This window comes from Klebsiella sp. B345 (assembly GCF_051131735.1).
Classification (GTDB): Bacteria; Pseudomonadota; Gammaproteobacteria; order Enterobacterales; family Enterobacteriaceae; genus Klebsiella.
Map to the genome: position 1 here is coordinate 2,166,622 of NZ_CP180443.1, position 15,805 is coordinate 2,182,426.

A 15,805-nucleotide genomic window follows, 5' to 3' on the forward strand; every position below is an offset into this window, starting at 1 on the left:
ATTGCATCTGACAATCGTATTCGCTACGTTGCGGGCTCGTTTTGACACGGAGTTTACGATGTCCCGTATTGATGTTATTGCCGCGGCGTTATTGACCGCGGCGTTCAGTGGCCAGGTTGCGGCCGAAGGAATCAACAGTTTTTCTCAGGCCAAAACCGCCGGTGTGAAAGTGAATGCCGACGCGCCCGGTGATTTTTACTGCGGCTGTAAAATTAACTGGCAGGGGAAAAAAGGCGTTATCGATCTGGAGTCTTGCGGTTATAAAGTGCGTAAAAATGAAAACCGCGCCAGCCGGGTAGAGTGGGAGCACGTTGTCCCCGCGTGGCAGTTTGGCCATCAGCGCCAGTGCTGGCAGGATGGCGGGCGTAAAAATTGCGCCAAAGACCCGGTGTATCGCAAAATAGAAAGCGATATGCACAACCTGCAACCGGCGGTCGGTGAGGTAAACGGCGATCGCGCAAACTTTATGTATGGTCAATGGAACGGCGGCGAAGGCCAGTACGGCCAGTGCACCATGAAAGTCGATTTCAAAGACAAAGTCGCCGAGCCACCAGCCCGCGCTCGCGGTGCTATCGCCCGCACCTACTTCTATATGCGTGATACCTATCAGCTGACTCTCTCACGTCAGCAAACCCAGCTGTTTACCGCCTGGGATAAGATGTATCCGGTGACCTCCTGGGAGTGCGAACGCGACGAACGTATCGCTAAAATTCAGGGCAACCACAATCCATATGTCCAGCAAGCTTGCCAGGCGCAAAAGAGCTAACCTACACTAGCGACAATTGTTAATTTGCAGGTTCATCCTCCGGCCTTTCGGCAACGGTGGGCCTGCGCGTAGAACGGAATATCAAGCATGCGCATCCCTCGCATCCACCACCCGGAGCCTATTACGGTAGGTAGCCAAATCGCCCTTTCTGATGATGCCGCCAACCACGTTGGCCGCGTATTACGTATGGGTAAAGGCCAGGAGATTCAGCTTTTTGACGGCAGTAATCAGGTGTTCAACGCGGTAATCGCTGAAGCGGGCAAAAAAAACGTGTTGGTTGAGGTACTCAGCGCTGAGACCGACGACCGTGAGTCACCGCTGCATATCCACCTCGGCCAGGTGATGTCGCGCGGCGAAAAGATGGAATTCACCATTCAAAAATCGATTGAACTCGGTGTAAGCCTCATAACGCCACTGTTTTCCGAACGCTGCGGCGTTAAACTGGATGCCGAACGTTTGCAGAAAAAGATCCAACAATGGCAAAAAATTGCCATTGCCGCCTGTGAGCAGAGCGGTCGCAACGTGGTGCCGGAGATTCGCCCGGCGATGCAGCTGGAAGCCTGGTGTGCCGAGCAGGATGATAGCCTGAAGCTCAACCTGCACCCGCGTGCCAGCGCCAGTATTAACACGCTGCCGCTGCCGGTCGAGCGCGTTCGTTTGCTGATTGGGCCGGAAGGCGGTCTGTCGGCGGAAGAGATCGCGATGACCGCTCGCTACCAGTTTACTGATATTCTGTTGGGACCGCGCGTTCTGCGTACAGAGACAACTGCGCTCACTGCCATCACCGCCCTGCAGGTGCGTTTTGGCGACTTAGGTTGAAGCGTTAACGGAGAATAACAATGATCAAGCTCGGCATCGTGATGGACCCCATCGCAACTATCAACATCAAGAAAGACACCAGCTTCGCCATGTTGCTGGAAGCGCAGCGTCGCGGCTATGAACTCCATTATATGGAGATGAACGACCTGTACTTAATCAACGGTGAAGCGCGCGCACGCACGCGTACGCTGAGCGTGGAGCAGAATTACGATAAGTGGTACGACTTCACCGGCGAGCAGGATCTGCCGCTGGCGGACCTCGACGTGATTCTGATGCGTAAGGATCCGCCGTTCGATACCGAGTTTATTTATGCCACCTACATTCTGGAGCGCGCCGAAGATAAAGGTACGCTGATCGTCAACAAGCCACAGAGCCTGCGCGATTGTAACGAGAAGCTGTTTACCGCCTGGTTCGCCGACCTGACGCCGGAAACCCTGGTCACCCGTAATAAGGCCCAGTTGAAAGCCTTCTGGGAGAAACACGGTGACATTATTCTTAAACCGCTAGACGGGATGGGCGGCACCTCCATTTTCCGCGTGAAAGAGGGCGATCCTAACCTGCCGGTGATTGCGGAAACGCTGACGGAGCTGGGTAGCCGTTATTGCATGGCGCAGAACTATCTGCCGGCTATCAAAGATGGCGATAAGCGCGTGCTGGTTGTCGACGGTGAGCCGGTTCCTTACTGCCTGGCGCGTATCCCTCAGGGCGGTGAAACCCGCGGCAACCTGGCCGCCGGCGGTCGCGGTGAAGCGCGTCCGTTAAGCGAGAGCGACTGGGCTATTGCCCGCCGTGTCGGCCCGACGCTGAAGGCCAAAGGTTTGATTTTTGTTGGCCTGGATATCATCGGCGATCGCCTGACGGAAATTAACGTGACCAGCCCGACCTGCGTGCGTGAAATCGAAGCCGCCTTCCCGATCTCCATCACCGGTATGCTGATGGACGCTATCGAAAAGCGTCTCGGCAAATAAGCGGGTTCACGCCGCAGGCTGAATAGCCTGCGCAAAGGGGCAGAGCGCCCCTCATGAGAATCCAGGACATCGTCCACTATGTGACCGGTCCAGGCGAAACAATCTACGCATCTTTAGCTAGATTCAACGAAAGATTTCAGCTGACAGGAAGGCGATGACGCAGCGAGAGACCGGGAGCATAGTTTACTATGTGACCGGTTCGAGCGAGGAAATCAACGCATCTGTCGGCTGAAAGATAAAGTTGAATCGACAGGTCCAGGGTTTACCCGCATACTGGATGCTGCTTTTTGAACCAGGAACAGAACCTCTGACAATGAATTTACAGCATCACTTTCTGATTGCCATGCCTGCTCTTCAGGATCCTATGTTCCGCCGCTCCGTGGTTTATATCTGCGAATATAACGAGGATGGCGCCATGGGGATTATCATCAATAAGCCGCTGGAAAACCTGCAGATTGACGGAATTCTGGAGAAGTTAAAGATTGTCGCCGAGCCGCGTAACCCGGATATTCGTCTGGATAAACCGGTGATGCTTGGTGGCCCTCTAGCAGAAGACCGCGGTTTTATTCTGCACTCACCACCGTCTGATTTTTCCTCCAGCATTCGCATTTCCGATAACACGGTAATTACCACTTCCCGTGACGTGCTGGAAACACTCGGTACGGATAAGCAGCCAGACAACGTGCTGGTCGCCCTCGGGTATTCCTCCTGGGAGAAAGGACAGCTGGAGCAGGAGATTCTGGATAATGCCTGGCTGACGGCCCCGGCGGATCAGAATATTTTGTTTAAAACCCCGATTGCCGACCGCTGGCGCGACGCGGCTAAGCTGATTGGTATCGATATTGTGACGATGTCTGGCGTCGCGGGGCACGCATGATGAGCGGAACATTACTGGGTTTTGATTTCGGCACCAAAAGCATCGGCGTCGCCGTCGGCCAGCGAATTACCGGGACTGCCCGCCCTCTTCCGGCCCTGAAAGCACAGGACGGCAAACCGGACTGGAACCTGATCGAAAAGCTGCTTAAAGAGTGGCAACCAGAAGCCGTTATCGTTGGGCTGCCGCTGAATATGGACGGCACCGAGCAGCCACTGACCGCGCGGGCACGTAATTTTGCCAATAAAATTCATGGCCGTTTTGGGGTGAAAATCACCTTACACGACGAGCGCCTGAGCACCGTGGAAGCCCGTGCCGGGCTATTCGAGCACGGCGGGTTCCGCGCCCTGAACAAAGGCAGTATTGATTCAGCCTCTGCGGTGATTATTCTCGAAAGCTACTTCGAGCAAGGTTTCTGAGTCACCCCACAAGGCGGATGGCGCCTTCTTATGCACATCGCATGGCGCCATCGCTTACTTTGTCCGTTCTATTACCTTAGTGACGCAAATGTTCATTTGCCCAGCTGACTGCCTGGGTACGGTTTTTCACGCTCAGCTTACGGAAAACGTTGTACAGATGAGTACGTACGGTGTTTTCGCTGATGAACAATGCCCGGGCAATATCCATATTGGTGGCGCCACAGCGTAACTCATTCAGAATTTCGCACTCACGCTCGGTCAGCGGCGAGCTTTCCGCAGGGATCGATGCATGATCCGCGGCATACATCGCCGGGTGCATCACGCTCAATTCAGCCGTCTGTTCGCCATTTAGTACGGCCTTAACGCCCTCAATTAAGCGCGATTCATCATCGTCATGGCGGAAGACGCCGTACAGTGCCGGCCACTGCGCCATCTCATAGAGTTCATATTTTTGCGCGCTGTTGATAATCAACAAACGCGGGCTGTCAGCATATGATCGAATAATATCTCGCCACAGGCCATTCAGCTTTTTATTCGACACGGCAATATCAAACAATATTACAGCCTCTTTCGGCAAACGCTGAGTCAGCGGCTTATTGATATTATGAATCGTCACCATAACCGACAATGAATCCGTCAGATACGAGGCAAATGCCTTACTCTGAATTGACGGATGAGTAATAAATACAACCTGACGAGAACCAGAATAATTACCTGATAAATTAATCACTTAAAACTCTCCTTAGCAAGCTACCCACCATCATGGCGGTTAAGTTAATTAAACTTAAAATTACAAAAAATTAATAAATTTACAAATTAAAACAATATTTCATGGGAAAAGTCCTATTCCCACAAACAGCATAAGTCGAACCTACGAAAAGTGTCAAAAGATAATCTTATTTTTTTCTTAAATATGAGAGAACAATGCACTACAGGCCTGACCTTCGTCATTCATTTAGCCTGGTCATTTACGCTGATTAATATTCATCTGCAATAACCACAAACATTAATAAAACATTGCGATAACACCCAACTGGCATGACAACTGAATAATATATCAACGCTTATAACAGACCGAATGCCACACGCTGTTGAAAACTTTGCGTAAAAGTCTGCATTCCGGCCTGCTGCCCGGTTTGCATCACCCCAGGCAGTTGGTGGGTTTTCCCTTCACGGATCAAATTTGCCACCGCCTGGGTATTCACCAAAAGCTCGTATAGCGCAATTCTGTCGCCTGACACAGTAGGTAACAATTTCTGGGCAAGAACGGCACATAGACTTCCCGCCAGCTGGCTGCGGACCTGCTCTTTCTCCTGTGCAGGAAAAACATCAACCAGGCGCTCGACGGCCTGAGCCGCACCACGGGTATGCAGCGTCGCCATCACCAGATGGCCGGTCTCTGCGGCGGTCAATGCCAGACGGATGGTTTCGCTGTCGCGCAGCTCCCCCAGCAAAATAACGTCGGGGTCCTGGCGCAACGCTACCCTCAGGGCAGAGGTAAAGGAAGGACAGTCGCGCCCAATTTCACGTTGTTGAACCAGGCAGCGCTCGCTGCGGTGTATAAACTCCACCGGATCTTCGAGGGTCAGAATATGGCCATCACGCTGCTGATTAAGATGATGGACCATCGCCGCCAGGGTGGTGGACTTCCCGCTGCCGGTGGCGCCGGTCACCAGAATCAAACCGCTCTCTTCATTCAGCAGCTCCGTTATCGCGTCCGGGACCCGGAGCGTGGGGAGCTGAGGGCAACTTTCCGGCAGCAGGCGCAACGCCAGCGATACGCCACGCGTATGGCAAAAAGCACTGGCTCGCAGCCGCGGTCCGCTGGCCAGCGTTAAGGCAAAGTCGACCTGTCCGTTGGCCTGCCAGTGCGCGAGCTGCTTATCGTTGAGCCGCTCATGAAGCAGTTGCACGATATCTGGCGTGTGAAATGGCGCTGGTTCCAGTTTTCCCTGTCGCCGCCAGCGGGGTGGTGACGCATTGCACAGGTGTAGATCGGAGACGTTATGCTTTACACTAAGGGCCACAATTTCTTCCAGCTCCATAACTCATCCTCGGAATATGAACGATATTGCGCATAACCTGGCACAGGTCCGGGACAAAATCTCAGACGCTGCCGCACGTTGCGGCCGCGATCCAGCAGAAGTGATGTTGCTTGCAGTGAGTAAAACAAAACCTGCGAGCGCGATTGAAGAGGCGATGGCAGCAGGCCAGGTGGCTTTTGGTGAAAACTATGTTCAGGAAGGAGTGGAGAAAATTCGCCACTTCCAGCAGGCCGGCGCCAGCCATCTGCAATGGCACTTTATTGGGCCATTACAGTCCAACAAAAGTCGTCTGGTAGCAGAACATTTTGACTGGTGCCACACCGTCGATCGTCTGAAAATCGCCACGCGATTAAGTGAACAGCGCCCTTCGCACCTGCCGCCGCTGAACGTATTGATTCAAATAAATATTAGCGACGAGCAGAGCAAATCTGGCATTCTTCCGGACGCGCTGGATGCCCTGGCAGCAGAGATTGCCGCCCTGCCAAACCTGCAGCTACGCGGGCTGATGGCAATTCCGGCACCAGAGTCAGAATATGTAAGGCAGTTTGCCGTGGCCCAACAAATGGCGGTAGCATTTGCGCGATTGAAAACGCAATACCCTACGGTCGATACATTATCTCTGGGCATGTCGGACGATATGGAAGCCGCAATCGCGGCGGGAAGCACCATGGTGCGCATCGGTACCGCAATTTTCGGTGCGCGCGACTATAGCAATAATTAAGGAATCTGAGGAACGCCATGAAGACGTTGACTTTCCTGCTGGCAACCGTCATTGAGCTTTACACAATGATCATGTTGCTACGCGTCTGGATGCAGTGGGCACGCTGCGACTTTTACAATCCTTTTTCGCAGTTTATCGTTAAGGTCACCCAACCTGTCGTCGGGCCGCTGCGCCGCATTATCCCGGCTATGGGTCCCATCGACAGCTCATCGCTGCTGATCGCATTTATTCTCTGCGTGGTGAAAGCCATCGTGCTGTTTATGGTGGTCACCTTCCAGCCGATAATCTGGATCTCCGCGCTGCTGATTCTGCTCAAAACCATCGGCCTGCTGATTTTCTGGGTGCTGCTGCTGATGGCGATCATGAGCTGGGTAAGCCAGGGCCGCAGCCCGGTTGAGTTTGTGTTGATGCAGCTGGCTGACCCGCTGCTGCGCCCGATTCGCAAAATGTTGCCGTCGATGGGCGGAATCGACTTCTCGCCGATGGTACTGGTTCTGCTGCTGTACGTGGTCAATATGGGCGTCGCTGAACTGCTGCAGGCAACCGGCAACGTTCTGCTTCCGGGGTTATGGATGGCGCTATGAGTGCCGTCGAACTCTGCGCTGACGGGCTGGTGTTGCGGCTGTATATTCAGCCCAAGGCCAGCCGTGATAGCATTGTTGGGTTACATGGCGACGAACTCAAAGTCGCCATTACCGCACCACCCGTTGATGGCCAGGCTAACGCCCATCTGGTTAAATTCCTCGCCAAACAGTTTCGTGTCGCAAAAAGCCAGGTACTTCTTGAAAAAGGGGAACTTGGCCGCCACAAACAGATAAAAATCATCAACCCGCAACAGATCCCGACCGCGGTCGCGGCGCTGACAGAATAAACAGGATTAATGATGCAAAAAGTTGTTCTCGCCACCGGTAATGCCGGGAAGGTCCGCGAGCTGGCCTCGCTGCTGGAAGATTTTGGTCTGGATATCGTCGCTCAAACCGAGCTGGGCGTGGATTCCGCCGAGGAAACCGGGCTGACCTTTATCGAAAACGCGATTCTGAAAGCCCGCCATGCCGCTCAGGTCACCGGCTTACCGGCGATTGCTGACGACTCCGGTATTGCGGTCGATGCCCTGGGCGGCGCGCCGGGGATCTATTCGGCACGTTACAGCGGTGAAGACGCCAGCGACCAGCAGAATCTGGAAAAGCTGCTGGATGCCCTGCAGAACGTTCCGGATGACAAACGCCAGGCGCAGTTCCACTGCGTGCTGGTCTATCTGCGCCATGCGGCTGACCCGACACCGATCGTCTGCCACGGCAGCTGGCCGGGCGTGATTACCCGTCAGGCAGCAGGCCAGGGTGGCTTCGGCTACGACCCGATCTTCTTTGTACCGTCTGAGGGTAAAACCGCAGCGGAACTCAGCCGTGAAGAAAAAAGCGCGATCTCCCACCGTGGACGCGCGTTGAAACTGTTACTGGAAGCATTACGTAATGGCTAATTTGCCGCCTCTGAGCCTGTATATTCATATTCCCTGGTGCGTGCAGAAATGCCCGTACTGCGACTTCAACTCGCACGCGCTGAAAGGCGAGGTGCCGCACGACGATTACGTGCAGCATCTGCTGAGCGACCTGCGGGCCGATGCCGCCTACGCCCAGGGTCGTGAAATCGGCACTATTTTCATCGGCGGTGGTACGCCGAGCCTGCTTTCTGGCCCGGCAATGCAAACCCTGCTGGATGGTGTACGCGCCTGCCTGCCGCTGGCCGCCGATGCGGAGATCACCATGGAGGCCAACCCTGGCACCGTGGAGGCCGATCGCTTCGTTGAGTATCAGCGCGCAGGGGTCAATCGCATCTCCATCGGGGTACAAAGTTTTAGTGAACCTAAGCTGCAGCGCCTTGGCCGTATTCACGGCCCTGACGAGGCCAAACGTGCGGCGCATCTGGCCCGCGGCCTCGGGCTGCGCAGTTTTAACCTCGACCTGATGCACGGCCTGCCGGATCAGTCACTGGAAGAGGCGCTGGACGATCTACGCCAGGCCATCGAACTCAATCCGCCGCATCTCTCCTGGTATCAGCTGACCATTGAGCCAAATACGCTGTTCGGCTCCCGTCCGCCGGTGCTGCCGGATGACGACGCGCTGTGGGACATCTACGAGCAGGGCCATGCTCTGCTGAGCGCTGCGGGCTACCAGCAATATGAAACCTCGGCCTACGCCAAACCTGGCTACCAGTGTCAGCACAACCTGAACTACTGGCGCTTTGGTGACTACCTTGGCATCGGTTGCGGCGCGCACGGCAAAATCACCTTCCCGGACGGGCGAATTCTGCGCACGGCGAAAACCCGCCACCCGCGCGGTTACATGGAGGGTCGTTACCTCGAACGCCAGCATGATGTGGAGGCCTGCGATAAGCCGTTCGAGTTCTTTATGAACCGCTTTCGTCTGCTGGAAGCGGCGCCACGCGATGAGTTCAGCCGCTATACCGGCCTGGATGAAAGCACGATCCGTCCGCAAATCGAGGCCGCCCTCGCCCAGGGCTATCTGACCGAAGATGCGCAATACTGGCAGATAACCGAGCACGGTAAGCTGTTTTTAAACTCGCTGCTGGAGCTGTTCCTCAGCGAAGCGTAATCCCTCGGGCGGTTCTCTACCGCCCATTTTTTTGCCCCCTTTTCGCCCTCACCCCACCGTTTTTTTCGCCCGCGTTTCGGTCAAATTCCCTGCTGGTTTTTTGTTCAATTATTTGCGACCAGTCACAGATCTGCATCGACATTTTTCCATTTCTTGACTCCTTTTTTAGGCAATGGTAATCCTGCTTCATCGGTTGAGCAAATGTGAAGCCGAAGTATCCTACATGTGAATTATTGGTAACTCTTATTAAAAAAGTCTGAGTGTCGTCGGCTGAAGTCCGGCGGGAACACGCCTATAAAAAAGAGGGTAATACAATGAATTACCGTAATATTTTTATCGCACTCGCAACAATCTCCGGCAGCCTGGCCGCCTCGGCACAGGCTGCAGAATCCGCTACCGTGGCCTTTTTAATGCCCGATCAGGCCTCCACGCGTTATGAGCAGCATGATTTCCCGGGCTTCAAAGCCGAAATGAGCAAGCTGTGCGCGGACTGTAAGGTCATTTATCAAAACGCCAACGCCAGCGCGACGCTGCAACAGCAGCAGTTCAACTCGGTCATTGCTCAGGGGGCGAAGATTATCGTACTCGACCCGGTTGACTCTTCTGCCGCCGCCGCTCTGGTAGAAAATGCCCAGGCGCAGGATGTGAAAGTGATCGCCTATGACCGACCAATCCCCGGTAAACCGGCGGATTTTTACGTCTCTTTTGATAACGAAGGTATCGGCTACGCCATTTCCCAATCACTGGTCAACCATCTGAAAGAGAGCGGTGTGCCGAAAGGAGCCGGGGTTCTGCAGATTAACGGCTCGCCGACCGATGCCGCCGCGGGGCTGATCCGCGATGGTATTCATCGCGGGCTGAAAGAATCGGGCTACGCTACGCTGGCCGAGTTTGATACCCCGGAGTGGGCGCCGCCGAAAGCGCAGGAGTGGGCTGCCGGGCAGATAACCCGCTTTGGCGACAAGATTAAAGGCGTGGTTGCCGCCAATGACGGCACCGGCGGTGGCGCGATTGCCGCCTTCAAAGCCGCCGGCGTTCAGCCTGTCCCGCCGGTCACCGGTAACGACGCGACCATCGCCGCACTGCAGCTCATTATTGCCGGTGACCAGTACAACACCATTTCCAAACCGTCAGAAATCGTTGCCGCCGCCGCGGCAAAAGTGGCCGTGGAGTTAATCCAGGGTAAGAAACCACAGGCGAGCACCACGCTGTACAACACACCTTCACAGCTGTTTACCCCGGCGGTGATCACAGCAAAAAATATCAAAGCGGAAATCTTCGATAAAAAGATCCAGACCTACGCTCAGGTTTGCAGCGGCGACTACGCCGCAGCCTGCCAGAAATTAGGTATCGAGAAACAGTGATGTCCCTGCGCCCGCCTTCTGCGGCGGGCGTAGTTTCGCCATGATTGAGGTCTCTTTTATGTTGCAAGCACAGTCGCACGAACACACACCAAAACCAGACCATGTCGCCAGCACCAGGCAACCCATTTTGAAACTGAGTCAGGTCTCGAAACACTTCGGTGCGGTCAGCGCATTGACCGATATCGAGCTGGAAGTCCACGCCGGAGAAGTGGTCGCGCTGGTCGGCGATAACGGCGCAGGTAAATCAACGCTGGTGAAAATCCTCGCCGGCGTACACCAGCCCACCGCCGGGACCATTGAGTTCGACGGTAACATCATCACCCTCGACAGCCCTGGCAAAGCGCTGGAATACGGCATTGCCACGGTCTTTCAGGATTTAGCGCTGTGCGAAAATCTCGATGTGGTGGCCAACCTGTTTTTAGGCCACGAGATCTCGCCTTTCCAGCTTGATGAAGTCGCGATGGAGGTCCGGGCGTGGACCCTGCTGCAGGAGCTGGCGGCCAGGATCCCGTCGGTGCGCGAGCCGATCGCTTCGCTCTCCGGCGGCCAACGCCAGACCGTGGCGATTGCGCGTTCTCTGCTGATGAACCCCAAAATCATCATGCTCGATGAGCCCACCGCCGCGCTCGGCGTCGCGCAGACCGCAGAGGTGCTGAACCTGATTGAGCGCGTTCGAGAGCGTGGGCTTGGGGTCATTATTATCAGCCACAACATGGAAGACGTGCGCGCGGTTGCCGACCGGATTGTGGTCCTGCGACTGGGGCGCAACAAAGGCATTTTCACCCCCGATGCATCAAACCAGGATCTGGTGGCGGCGATTACCGGTGCGACCGAGAATGCCGTGTCACGCCGTGTCGAGCGGAAATCACAGTTACGTTCTGCTGAAGTGAGTTAACGTTATGAACAGCAAGATAGAATCTCGCCCTGCCCTGGATCGTAGCGATGAGCGCGTCCGCCACAACGATGGCCTGTTCGGCGTGGTTCGTGCGCAAATCAATCGCATCAGGACCGGCGATCTCGGCACCGCGCCGGTCATCGCCGGCCTGATCGTGATCTCATTGGTATTCACTTATCTTAACCCGGTGTTTATCGCCCCCAATAACCTGGTCAACCTGCTGTTTGACTGCGCCACCGTGGGCTTTATTTCGCTGGGTATCGTCTGCGTGCTGATGCTCGGAGAGATCGACCTCTCCGTCGGTTCCATGAGCGGCCTCGCCTCGGCAATAGTCGGCGTACTGTGGGTGAATGCCGGTTGGCCGGTGTCCGCAGCGATTGCCGTCGCGCTGCTGTGCGGCCTCGGCGTCGGCCTTATTTACGCCCTGCTGTATACCCGCGTCGGGATGCCGAGCTTCGTGGCGACGCTCGCAGGCCTGCTGGCGCTGCTCGGCCTGCAGCTGTATATCCTCGGTCCCAGCGGCAGTATCAACCTGCCCTACGCCTCACCGCTGGTGCGTTTCGGGCAATTGATGGTGATGCCCGGCTGGTTCTCCCACCTGATGGCGCTGTTGCCCGGACTGGCGATGGTGGTTTTTGGCCTCAAAACGCGAACCCGCCGTCTGGCGGCGAATCTCTCGACGGAAGCCGTCGGCTCGCTATTGCTACGCGCCATAGTGTTGACGGTGATTTTTGAAGCCGCCGTGTTCTATCTTAACCTTGGGCGTGGCGTGCCGTGGATTTTCGGCCTGTTCGTGGCGTTTGTGATGATACTCAACTATGCGCTCAAGCGTACCCAGTGGGGGCGTTCGATGTTTGCCGTCGGCGGCAACCGTGAGGCCGCTCGCCGCTCGGGGATCAACGTGCGGGCCATCTACGTCAGCGCCTTTATGCTCTGTACCACCCTGGCGACCTTCGGCGGGATTCTGGCGGCGTCTCGTCTCGCCTCCGCCAGCCAGCAGGCGGGGACCGGCGATGTGAACCTGAACGCGATTGCCGCCGCGGTCATCGGCGGCACCAGCCTGTTCGGCGGACGCGGTAGCGCCTGGTCCGCACTGCTGGGGATCATTGTGATACAGGCGATCTCGAATGGTCTGACGTTATTGAATCTGCCGTCGTCGCTGCGCTATATCATTACCGGCTGCGTACTGGCGATTGCGGTGATTATTGACTCTCTGGCCCGCCGTTCTCGTGTTTCCCACGGGCGTGCCTGAGTGAACTGAATGCAGTGTGTCCCGGCACAGGCCGGGGCACTCCGCGAAGATGTTATTTCAGGGTACTCACCAGCGCCTTGCGGCTGTCTTCCAGGGAGACCACCCGGCTGCACACGTCTTTACCAAACTTCTGGAAATCCGCTTCCTGGTTTTTCCACTCTTCCTGAATCGCCGTTTGCAGGCCGCCGAGACTGCCGAGGATCCCCTGTAACGGGTTCCCGCCGCCTTTCAGCACCGCTTTGGCACCCATCTCGTTAATGCTGTCCTGCAGGATGCCGCCCATCGCCTGGTTCACCAGCTGTTGGCCGTCGGCCCGCACCTGATCGATCGCTTTATAGTGGAAGGTCAGACCGTCGCTACGATGTTCGATAATCCGGTTCATCTGGGTTTTAAGCTGCGCGTCGAGTTTGGTCAGGCGGCCATGCATGCTGCTGCTGGCGCCCACCTGCTCGGTGATGATTTTATCCAACGCCTGACGCCCTTTTTCGACTCTGGTGCGTGCGCCTTCATCAATCCACGGCAGGCTGCTGCGCAAACCGGCCTGATAATCTTGTGCCTGCTCGCGCTGGGCCGCAGTCAGGGCATACGACTTTCCGTTCCAGGTGAGGTTGCCGTCCGGCATTATCACCAGATCGCCGTTCTCCCCTTTAACCTGTACTTTTTGCGGACTGAGGATCACATCGTCACGCGGCGTGACGCTACACTGGTAGTCCGCATGCGCGGACAGAGCGGTAACGGACAATGCCACCGCCAACAGCGTTTTGCGCATCATAAAGCTCCCTTAAGACAAAACGGGTCGGCAATTGCCGACCCTTGTCAAACTTAGTCCCACCAGACGTCAAAAAGTTCGCTGGTGCGTACATCGGCGAGCTGGCGATCTTCCAGCCACTTGCGCACGATAGCCTGATGCTCTTCCGTACACTTGCCGATTTCCTGCATGCAGATCAGGCCTTCCCAGGAGAGGTAGCCGCTGCCGTCAAACGCCAGCTTGTTCGGCTCGATCACTTCATCGATCAGATCGTTCACGGTCTGGTCGATATGATCTTCAGTGCTCCCTTCCGGGAAACGCCATGCAACGGAAAAACCGATCTCCTGAAACTCATCGATATGCATTTTTTTACGCAGACGACGGCTACGATTTTTTGCCATTATTTTACCCTCTCGAACATTAAGTCCCATACGCCGTGGCCAAGACGATGACCACGCTGTTCAAATTTGGTTACCGGACGTGATTCCGGGCGCGGTACGTAATCGTTGCTTTCCGACTGGTTACGATAGCCATCAAGCGATGACATCACTTCCAGCATATGCTCTGCATAAGCTTCCCAGTCGGTCGCCATATGGAAGACGCCGCCCAGCTTCAGCTTACTTTTTACCAGCTCAGCGAAAGGTGCCTGGACGATACGGCGTTTATTATGACGCGCTTTATGCCACGGGTCAGGGAAAAACAGCTGCACCATATTCAGGGAGTTATCCGGGATCATGGTGTGCAGCACTTCCACCGCATCATGACACATGACGCGCAGGTTCTGGACACCCTCTTCTTCTGCGGAGGCCAGACATGCCCCGACGCCAGGAGAGTGGACTTCAATACCGAGGAAATTCTGCTCGGGCTTGGCCTTCGCCATGGTCACCAGCGAGGCGCCCATGCCGAAACCGATTTCCAGGGTCACCGGCGCTTCGCGGCCAAACAACGCGGAGAAGTCGAGCGGCGCTTCGTTGAATTCAACGCCCATCACCGGCCAAATGTTATCCAACGCGTGCTGTTGCCCTTTAGTCAGGCGCCCCTGGCGGCGGACGAAGCTACGAATGCGGCGCAGCGGGCGGCCGTTTTCATCGAATTCCGGAGATATGACGTCGTTTTTCATAAAAGTTAAGTCTGCTTGTGAAAGTGTTCGGAAAACGGGCATTATCCAAAGTTACCCGACGGATGCAAGGGTTTACAGCCTCTCGCCCTTATGCTGCAATCTGCCACCCTGTTCTCGCGATTCCGGAGCTGTACCTTTGACTTTTCTCGCCGCGCAATTTTCAACCCAGGTGTTGGACTGGTACGACAAATACGGCCGTAAAACCCTGCCGTGGCAAATCGGCAAAACGCCTTACAAAGTATGGCTCTCCGAAGTGATGTTGCAACAAACCCAGGTCACAACGGTTATCCCTTATTTTGAACGCTTTATGGCGCGCTTCCCGACGGTTACCGATCTGGCCGAAGCGCCGTTGGATGAAGTTCTGCACCTGTGGACCGGGCTGGGCTATTACGCCCGCGCGCGTAACTTACATAAGGCCGCACAGCAGGTGGCCAACCAACACGGCGGTAAATTCCCACAAACCTTTGACGAAGTGGCCGCGCTGCCCGGCGTCGGGCGCTCGACGGCGGGCGCTATTTTATCGCTTTCTCTCGGCCAACATTTCCCCATTCTGGATGGTAACGTGAAGCGAGTACTGGCACGCTGCTACGCGGTCAGCGGCTGGCCGGGGAAAAAAGAGGTAGAGAAGCGTCTGTGGCAGATAAGCGAAGAGGTCACGCCAGCCAACGGGGTCGAGCGTTTTAACCAGGCGATGATGGATCTCGGGGCGATTGTCTGCACCCGATCGAAACCTAAATGCGAAATTTGCCCGTTGCATAATGGCTGCATTGCCTATGCAAACCATTCCTGGGCGCAATATCCAGGCAAAAAACCGAAACAGATTATTCCGGAACGTACCGGCTATTTGCTGCTGATGCAGCACGGCAATGAAGTGTTCCTTGCTCAGCGTCCGCCGGTGGGATTATGGGGCGGATTATTCTGCTTTCCTCAGTTTGAGGAGGAGTCTGCACTGCGTGAATGGCTGGCTCAGCGGCAGATTAAGGCCGATAATCTGACGCAGATGACCGCGTTCCGCCATACTTTCAGCCATTTTCATCTGGATATCGTCCCGATGTGGCTTCAGGTAGATTCATCCGGCTCATGCATGGATGAAGGCAACGCACTCTGGTATAACTTAGCGCAGCCGCCGTCGGTCGGACTGGCCGCTCCCGTCGAGCGCCTGTTGCAACAACTAAAAGCCGGGGCACTGGCATAGTTTTCTGGCG

At 55.6% G+C, this 15,805-nt stretch carries 19 protein-coding genes; 14 read left to right on the forward strand and 5 right to left on the reverse strand.

The window, feature by feature from the left end; genetic code table 11:
• The first annotated feature begins 58 nt into the window (after positions 1-58).
• The 5 genes from endA to ruvX all read left to right on the forward strand — a co-directional run bounded on the left by endA (position 59) and on the right by ruvX (position 3,846).
• A complete protein-coding gene (gene endA, locus ACMYSO_RS10095) occupies positions 59-766 on the forward strand; it encodes a deoxyribonuclease I (RefSeq protein WP_434670378.1) in 708 nt (235 codons plus the stop codon).
• A gap of 87 nt (positions 767-853) precedes the next feature.
• Positions 854-1,585, forward strand: coding sequence for a 16S rRNA (uracil(1498)-N(3))-methyltransferase (gene rsmE, locus ACMYSO_RS10100; protein ID WP_434583107.1), 732 nt, complete (start codon positions 854-856; stop codon positions 1,583-1,585).
• Positions 1,586-1,605: 20 nt separating this feature from the next.
• On the forward strand, positions 1,606-2,553 hold the full coding sequence (gene gshB / locus ACMYSO_RS10105; RefSeq protein ID WP_434670379.1) for a glutathione synthase: 948 nt from the start codon (positions 1,606-1,608) through the stop codon (positions 2,551-2,553).
• 313 nt (positions 2,554-2,866) lie between these two features.
• Positions 2,867-3,430 (forward strand): YqgE/AlgH family protein, encoded by a 564-nt coding sequence (locus tag ACMYSO_RS10110; protein ID WP_123756509.1) that lies wholly within the window; start codon positions 2,867-2,869, stop codon positions 3,428-3,430.
• Positions 3,430-3,846, forward strand: a complete 417-nt coding sequence (gene ruvX / locus ACMYSO_RS10115) for a Holliday junction resolvase RuvX (protein ID WP_123756508.1) — start codon at positions 3,430-3,432, stop codon at positions 3,844-3,846. Before ACMYSO_RS10110 ends, ruvX begins: the two co-directional genes overlap by 1 nt.
• Before the next feature lie 76 nt (positions 3,847-3,922).
• Here ruvX and ACMYSO_RS10120 read toward each other — a convergent pair whose 3' ends face one another.
• On the reverse strand, positions 3,923-4,576 hold the full coding sequence (locus tag ACMYSO_RS10120) for a LuxR C-terminal-related transcriptional regulator (protein ID WP_434583105.1): 654 nt from the start codon (positions 4,574-4,576) through the stop codon (positions 3,923-3,925).
• A 334-nt stretch (positions 4,577-4,910) separates the two neighbouring features.
• On the reverse strand, positions 4,911-5,891 hold the full coding sequence (locus ACMYSO_RS10125) for a type IV pilus twitching motility protein PilT (RefSeq protein WP_434670380.1): 981 nt from the start codon (positions 5,889-5,891) through the stop codon (positions 4,911-4,913).
• Between the two features lie 16 nt (positions 5,892-5,907).
• Here ACMYSO_RS10125 and ACMYSO_RS10130 point away from each other — a divergent pair, with 16 nt between their 5' ends.
• The 8 genes from ACMYSO_RS10130 (at position 5,908) to ACMYSO_RS10165 (ending at position 12,732) form a co-directional block, all read left to right on the forward strand.
• The gene (locus ACMYSO_RS10130; RefSeq protein WP_174509520.1) at positions 5,908-6,612 is read left to right on the forward strand and encodes a YggS family pyridoxal phosphate-dependent enzyme; all 705 of its coding nucleotides are present in this window, start codon (positions 5,908-5,910) and stop codon (positions 6,610-6,612) included.
• A 17-nt stretch (positions 6,613-6,629) separates the two neighbouring features.
• Positions 6,630-7,196 carry a YggT family protein gene (locus ACMYSO_RS10135; RefSeq protein WP_123756504.1) on the forward strand — a complete coding sequence of 189 codons (567 nt, stop codon included), beginning with the start codon at positions 6,630-6,632 and terminating at the stop codon, positions 7,194-7,196.
• The gene (gene yggU, locus ACMYSO_RS10140) at positions 7,193-7,483 is read left to right on the forward strand and encodes a DUF167 family protein YggU (protein ID WP_123756503.1); all 291 of its coding nucleotides are present in this window, start codon (positions 7,193-7,195) and stop codon (positions 7,481-7,483) included. Before ACMYSO_RS10135 ends, yggU begins: the two co-directional genes overlap by 4 nt.
• Positions 7,484-7,495: 12 nt before the next feature.
• On the forward strand, positions 7,496-8,089 hold the full coding sequence (locus ACMYSO_RS10145) for an XTP/dITP diphosphatase (RefSeq protein WP_434670785.1): 594 nt from the start codon (positions 7,496-7,498) through the stop codon (positions 8,087-8,089).
• Positions 8,082-9,221 (forward strand): radical SAM family heme chaperone HemW, encoded by a 1,140-nt coding sequence (gene hemW, locus ACMYSO_RS10150; RefSeq protein ID WP_434670381.1) that lies wholly within the window; start codon positions 8,082-8,084, stop codon positions 9,219-9,221. Before ACMYSO_RS10145 ends, hemW begins: the two co-directional genes overlap by 8 nt.
• Before the next feature lie 314 nt (positions 9,222-9,535).
• Entirely contained in the window at positions 9,536-10,585 is a 1,050-nt protein-coding gene (locus tag ACMYSO_RS10155) for an ABC transporter substrate-binding protein (protein WP_434583101.1), read from the forward strand.
• A gap of 58 nt (positions 10,586-10,643) precedes the next feature.
• Positions 10,644-11,480 carry an ATP-binding cassette domain-containing protein gene (locus tag ACMYSO_RS10160; RefSeq protein ID WP_434670382.1) on the forward strand — a complete coding sequence of 279 codons (837 nt, stop codon included), beginning with the start codon at positions 10,644-10,646 and terminating at the stop codon, positions 11,478-11,480.
• A gap of 4 nt (positions 11,481-11,484) precedes the next feature.
• The gene (locus tag ACMYSO_RS10165; protein WP_434670383.1) at positions 11,485-12,732 is read left to right on the forward strand and encodes a sugar ABC transporter permease; all 1,248 of its coding nucleotides are present in this window, start codon (positions 11,485-11,487) and stop codon (positions 12,730-12,732) included.
• Between the two features lie 52 nt (positions 12,733-12,784).
• Here ACMYSO_RS10165 and ACMYSO_RS10170 read toward each other — a convergent pair whose 3' ends face one another.
• The 3 genes from ACMYSO_RS10170 to trmB are packed head-to-tail and all read right to left on the reverse strand — an operon-like array spanning position 12,785 to position 14,600.
• On the reverse strand, positions 12,785-13,504 hold the full coding sequence (locus ACMYSO_RS10170) for a DUF2884 domain-containing protein (RefSeq protein WP_434583098.1): 720 nt from the start codon (positions 13,502-13,504) through the stop codon (positions 12,785-12,787).
• A gap of 50 nt (positions 13,505-13,554) precedes the next feature.
• Positions 13,555-13,881 carry a YggL family protein gene (locus ACMYSO_RS10175; protein WP_434670384.1) on the reverse strand — a complete coding sequence of 109 codons (327 nt, stop codon included), beginning with the start codon at positions 13,879-13,881 and terminating at the stop codon, positions 13,555-13,557.
• Positions 13,881-14,600 carry a tRNA (guanosine(46)-N7)-methyltransferase TrmB gene (gene trmB, locus ACMYSO_RS10180; RefSeq protein ID WP_434583095.1) on the reverse strand — a complete coding sequence of 240 codons (720 nt, stop codon included), beginning with the start codon at positions 14,598-14,600 and terminating at the stop codon, positions 13,881-13,883. Before trmB ends, ACMYSO_RS10175 begins: the two co-directional genes overlap by 1 nt.
• Before the next feature lie 136 nt (positions 14,601-14,736).
• Between trmB and mutY the strand changes: the two genes are divergently transcribed.
• Positions 14,737-15,795: an A/G-specific adenine glycosylase gene (gene mutY, locus ACMYSO_RS10185; protein ID WP_434670385.1), complete on the forward strand. Its 1,059-nt coding sequence runs from the start codon at positions 14,737-14,739 to the stop codon at positions 15,793-15,795.
• Positions 15,796-15,805 lie beyond the last annotated feature (10 nt).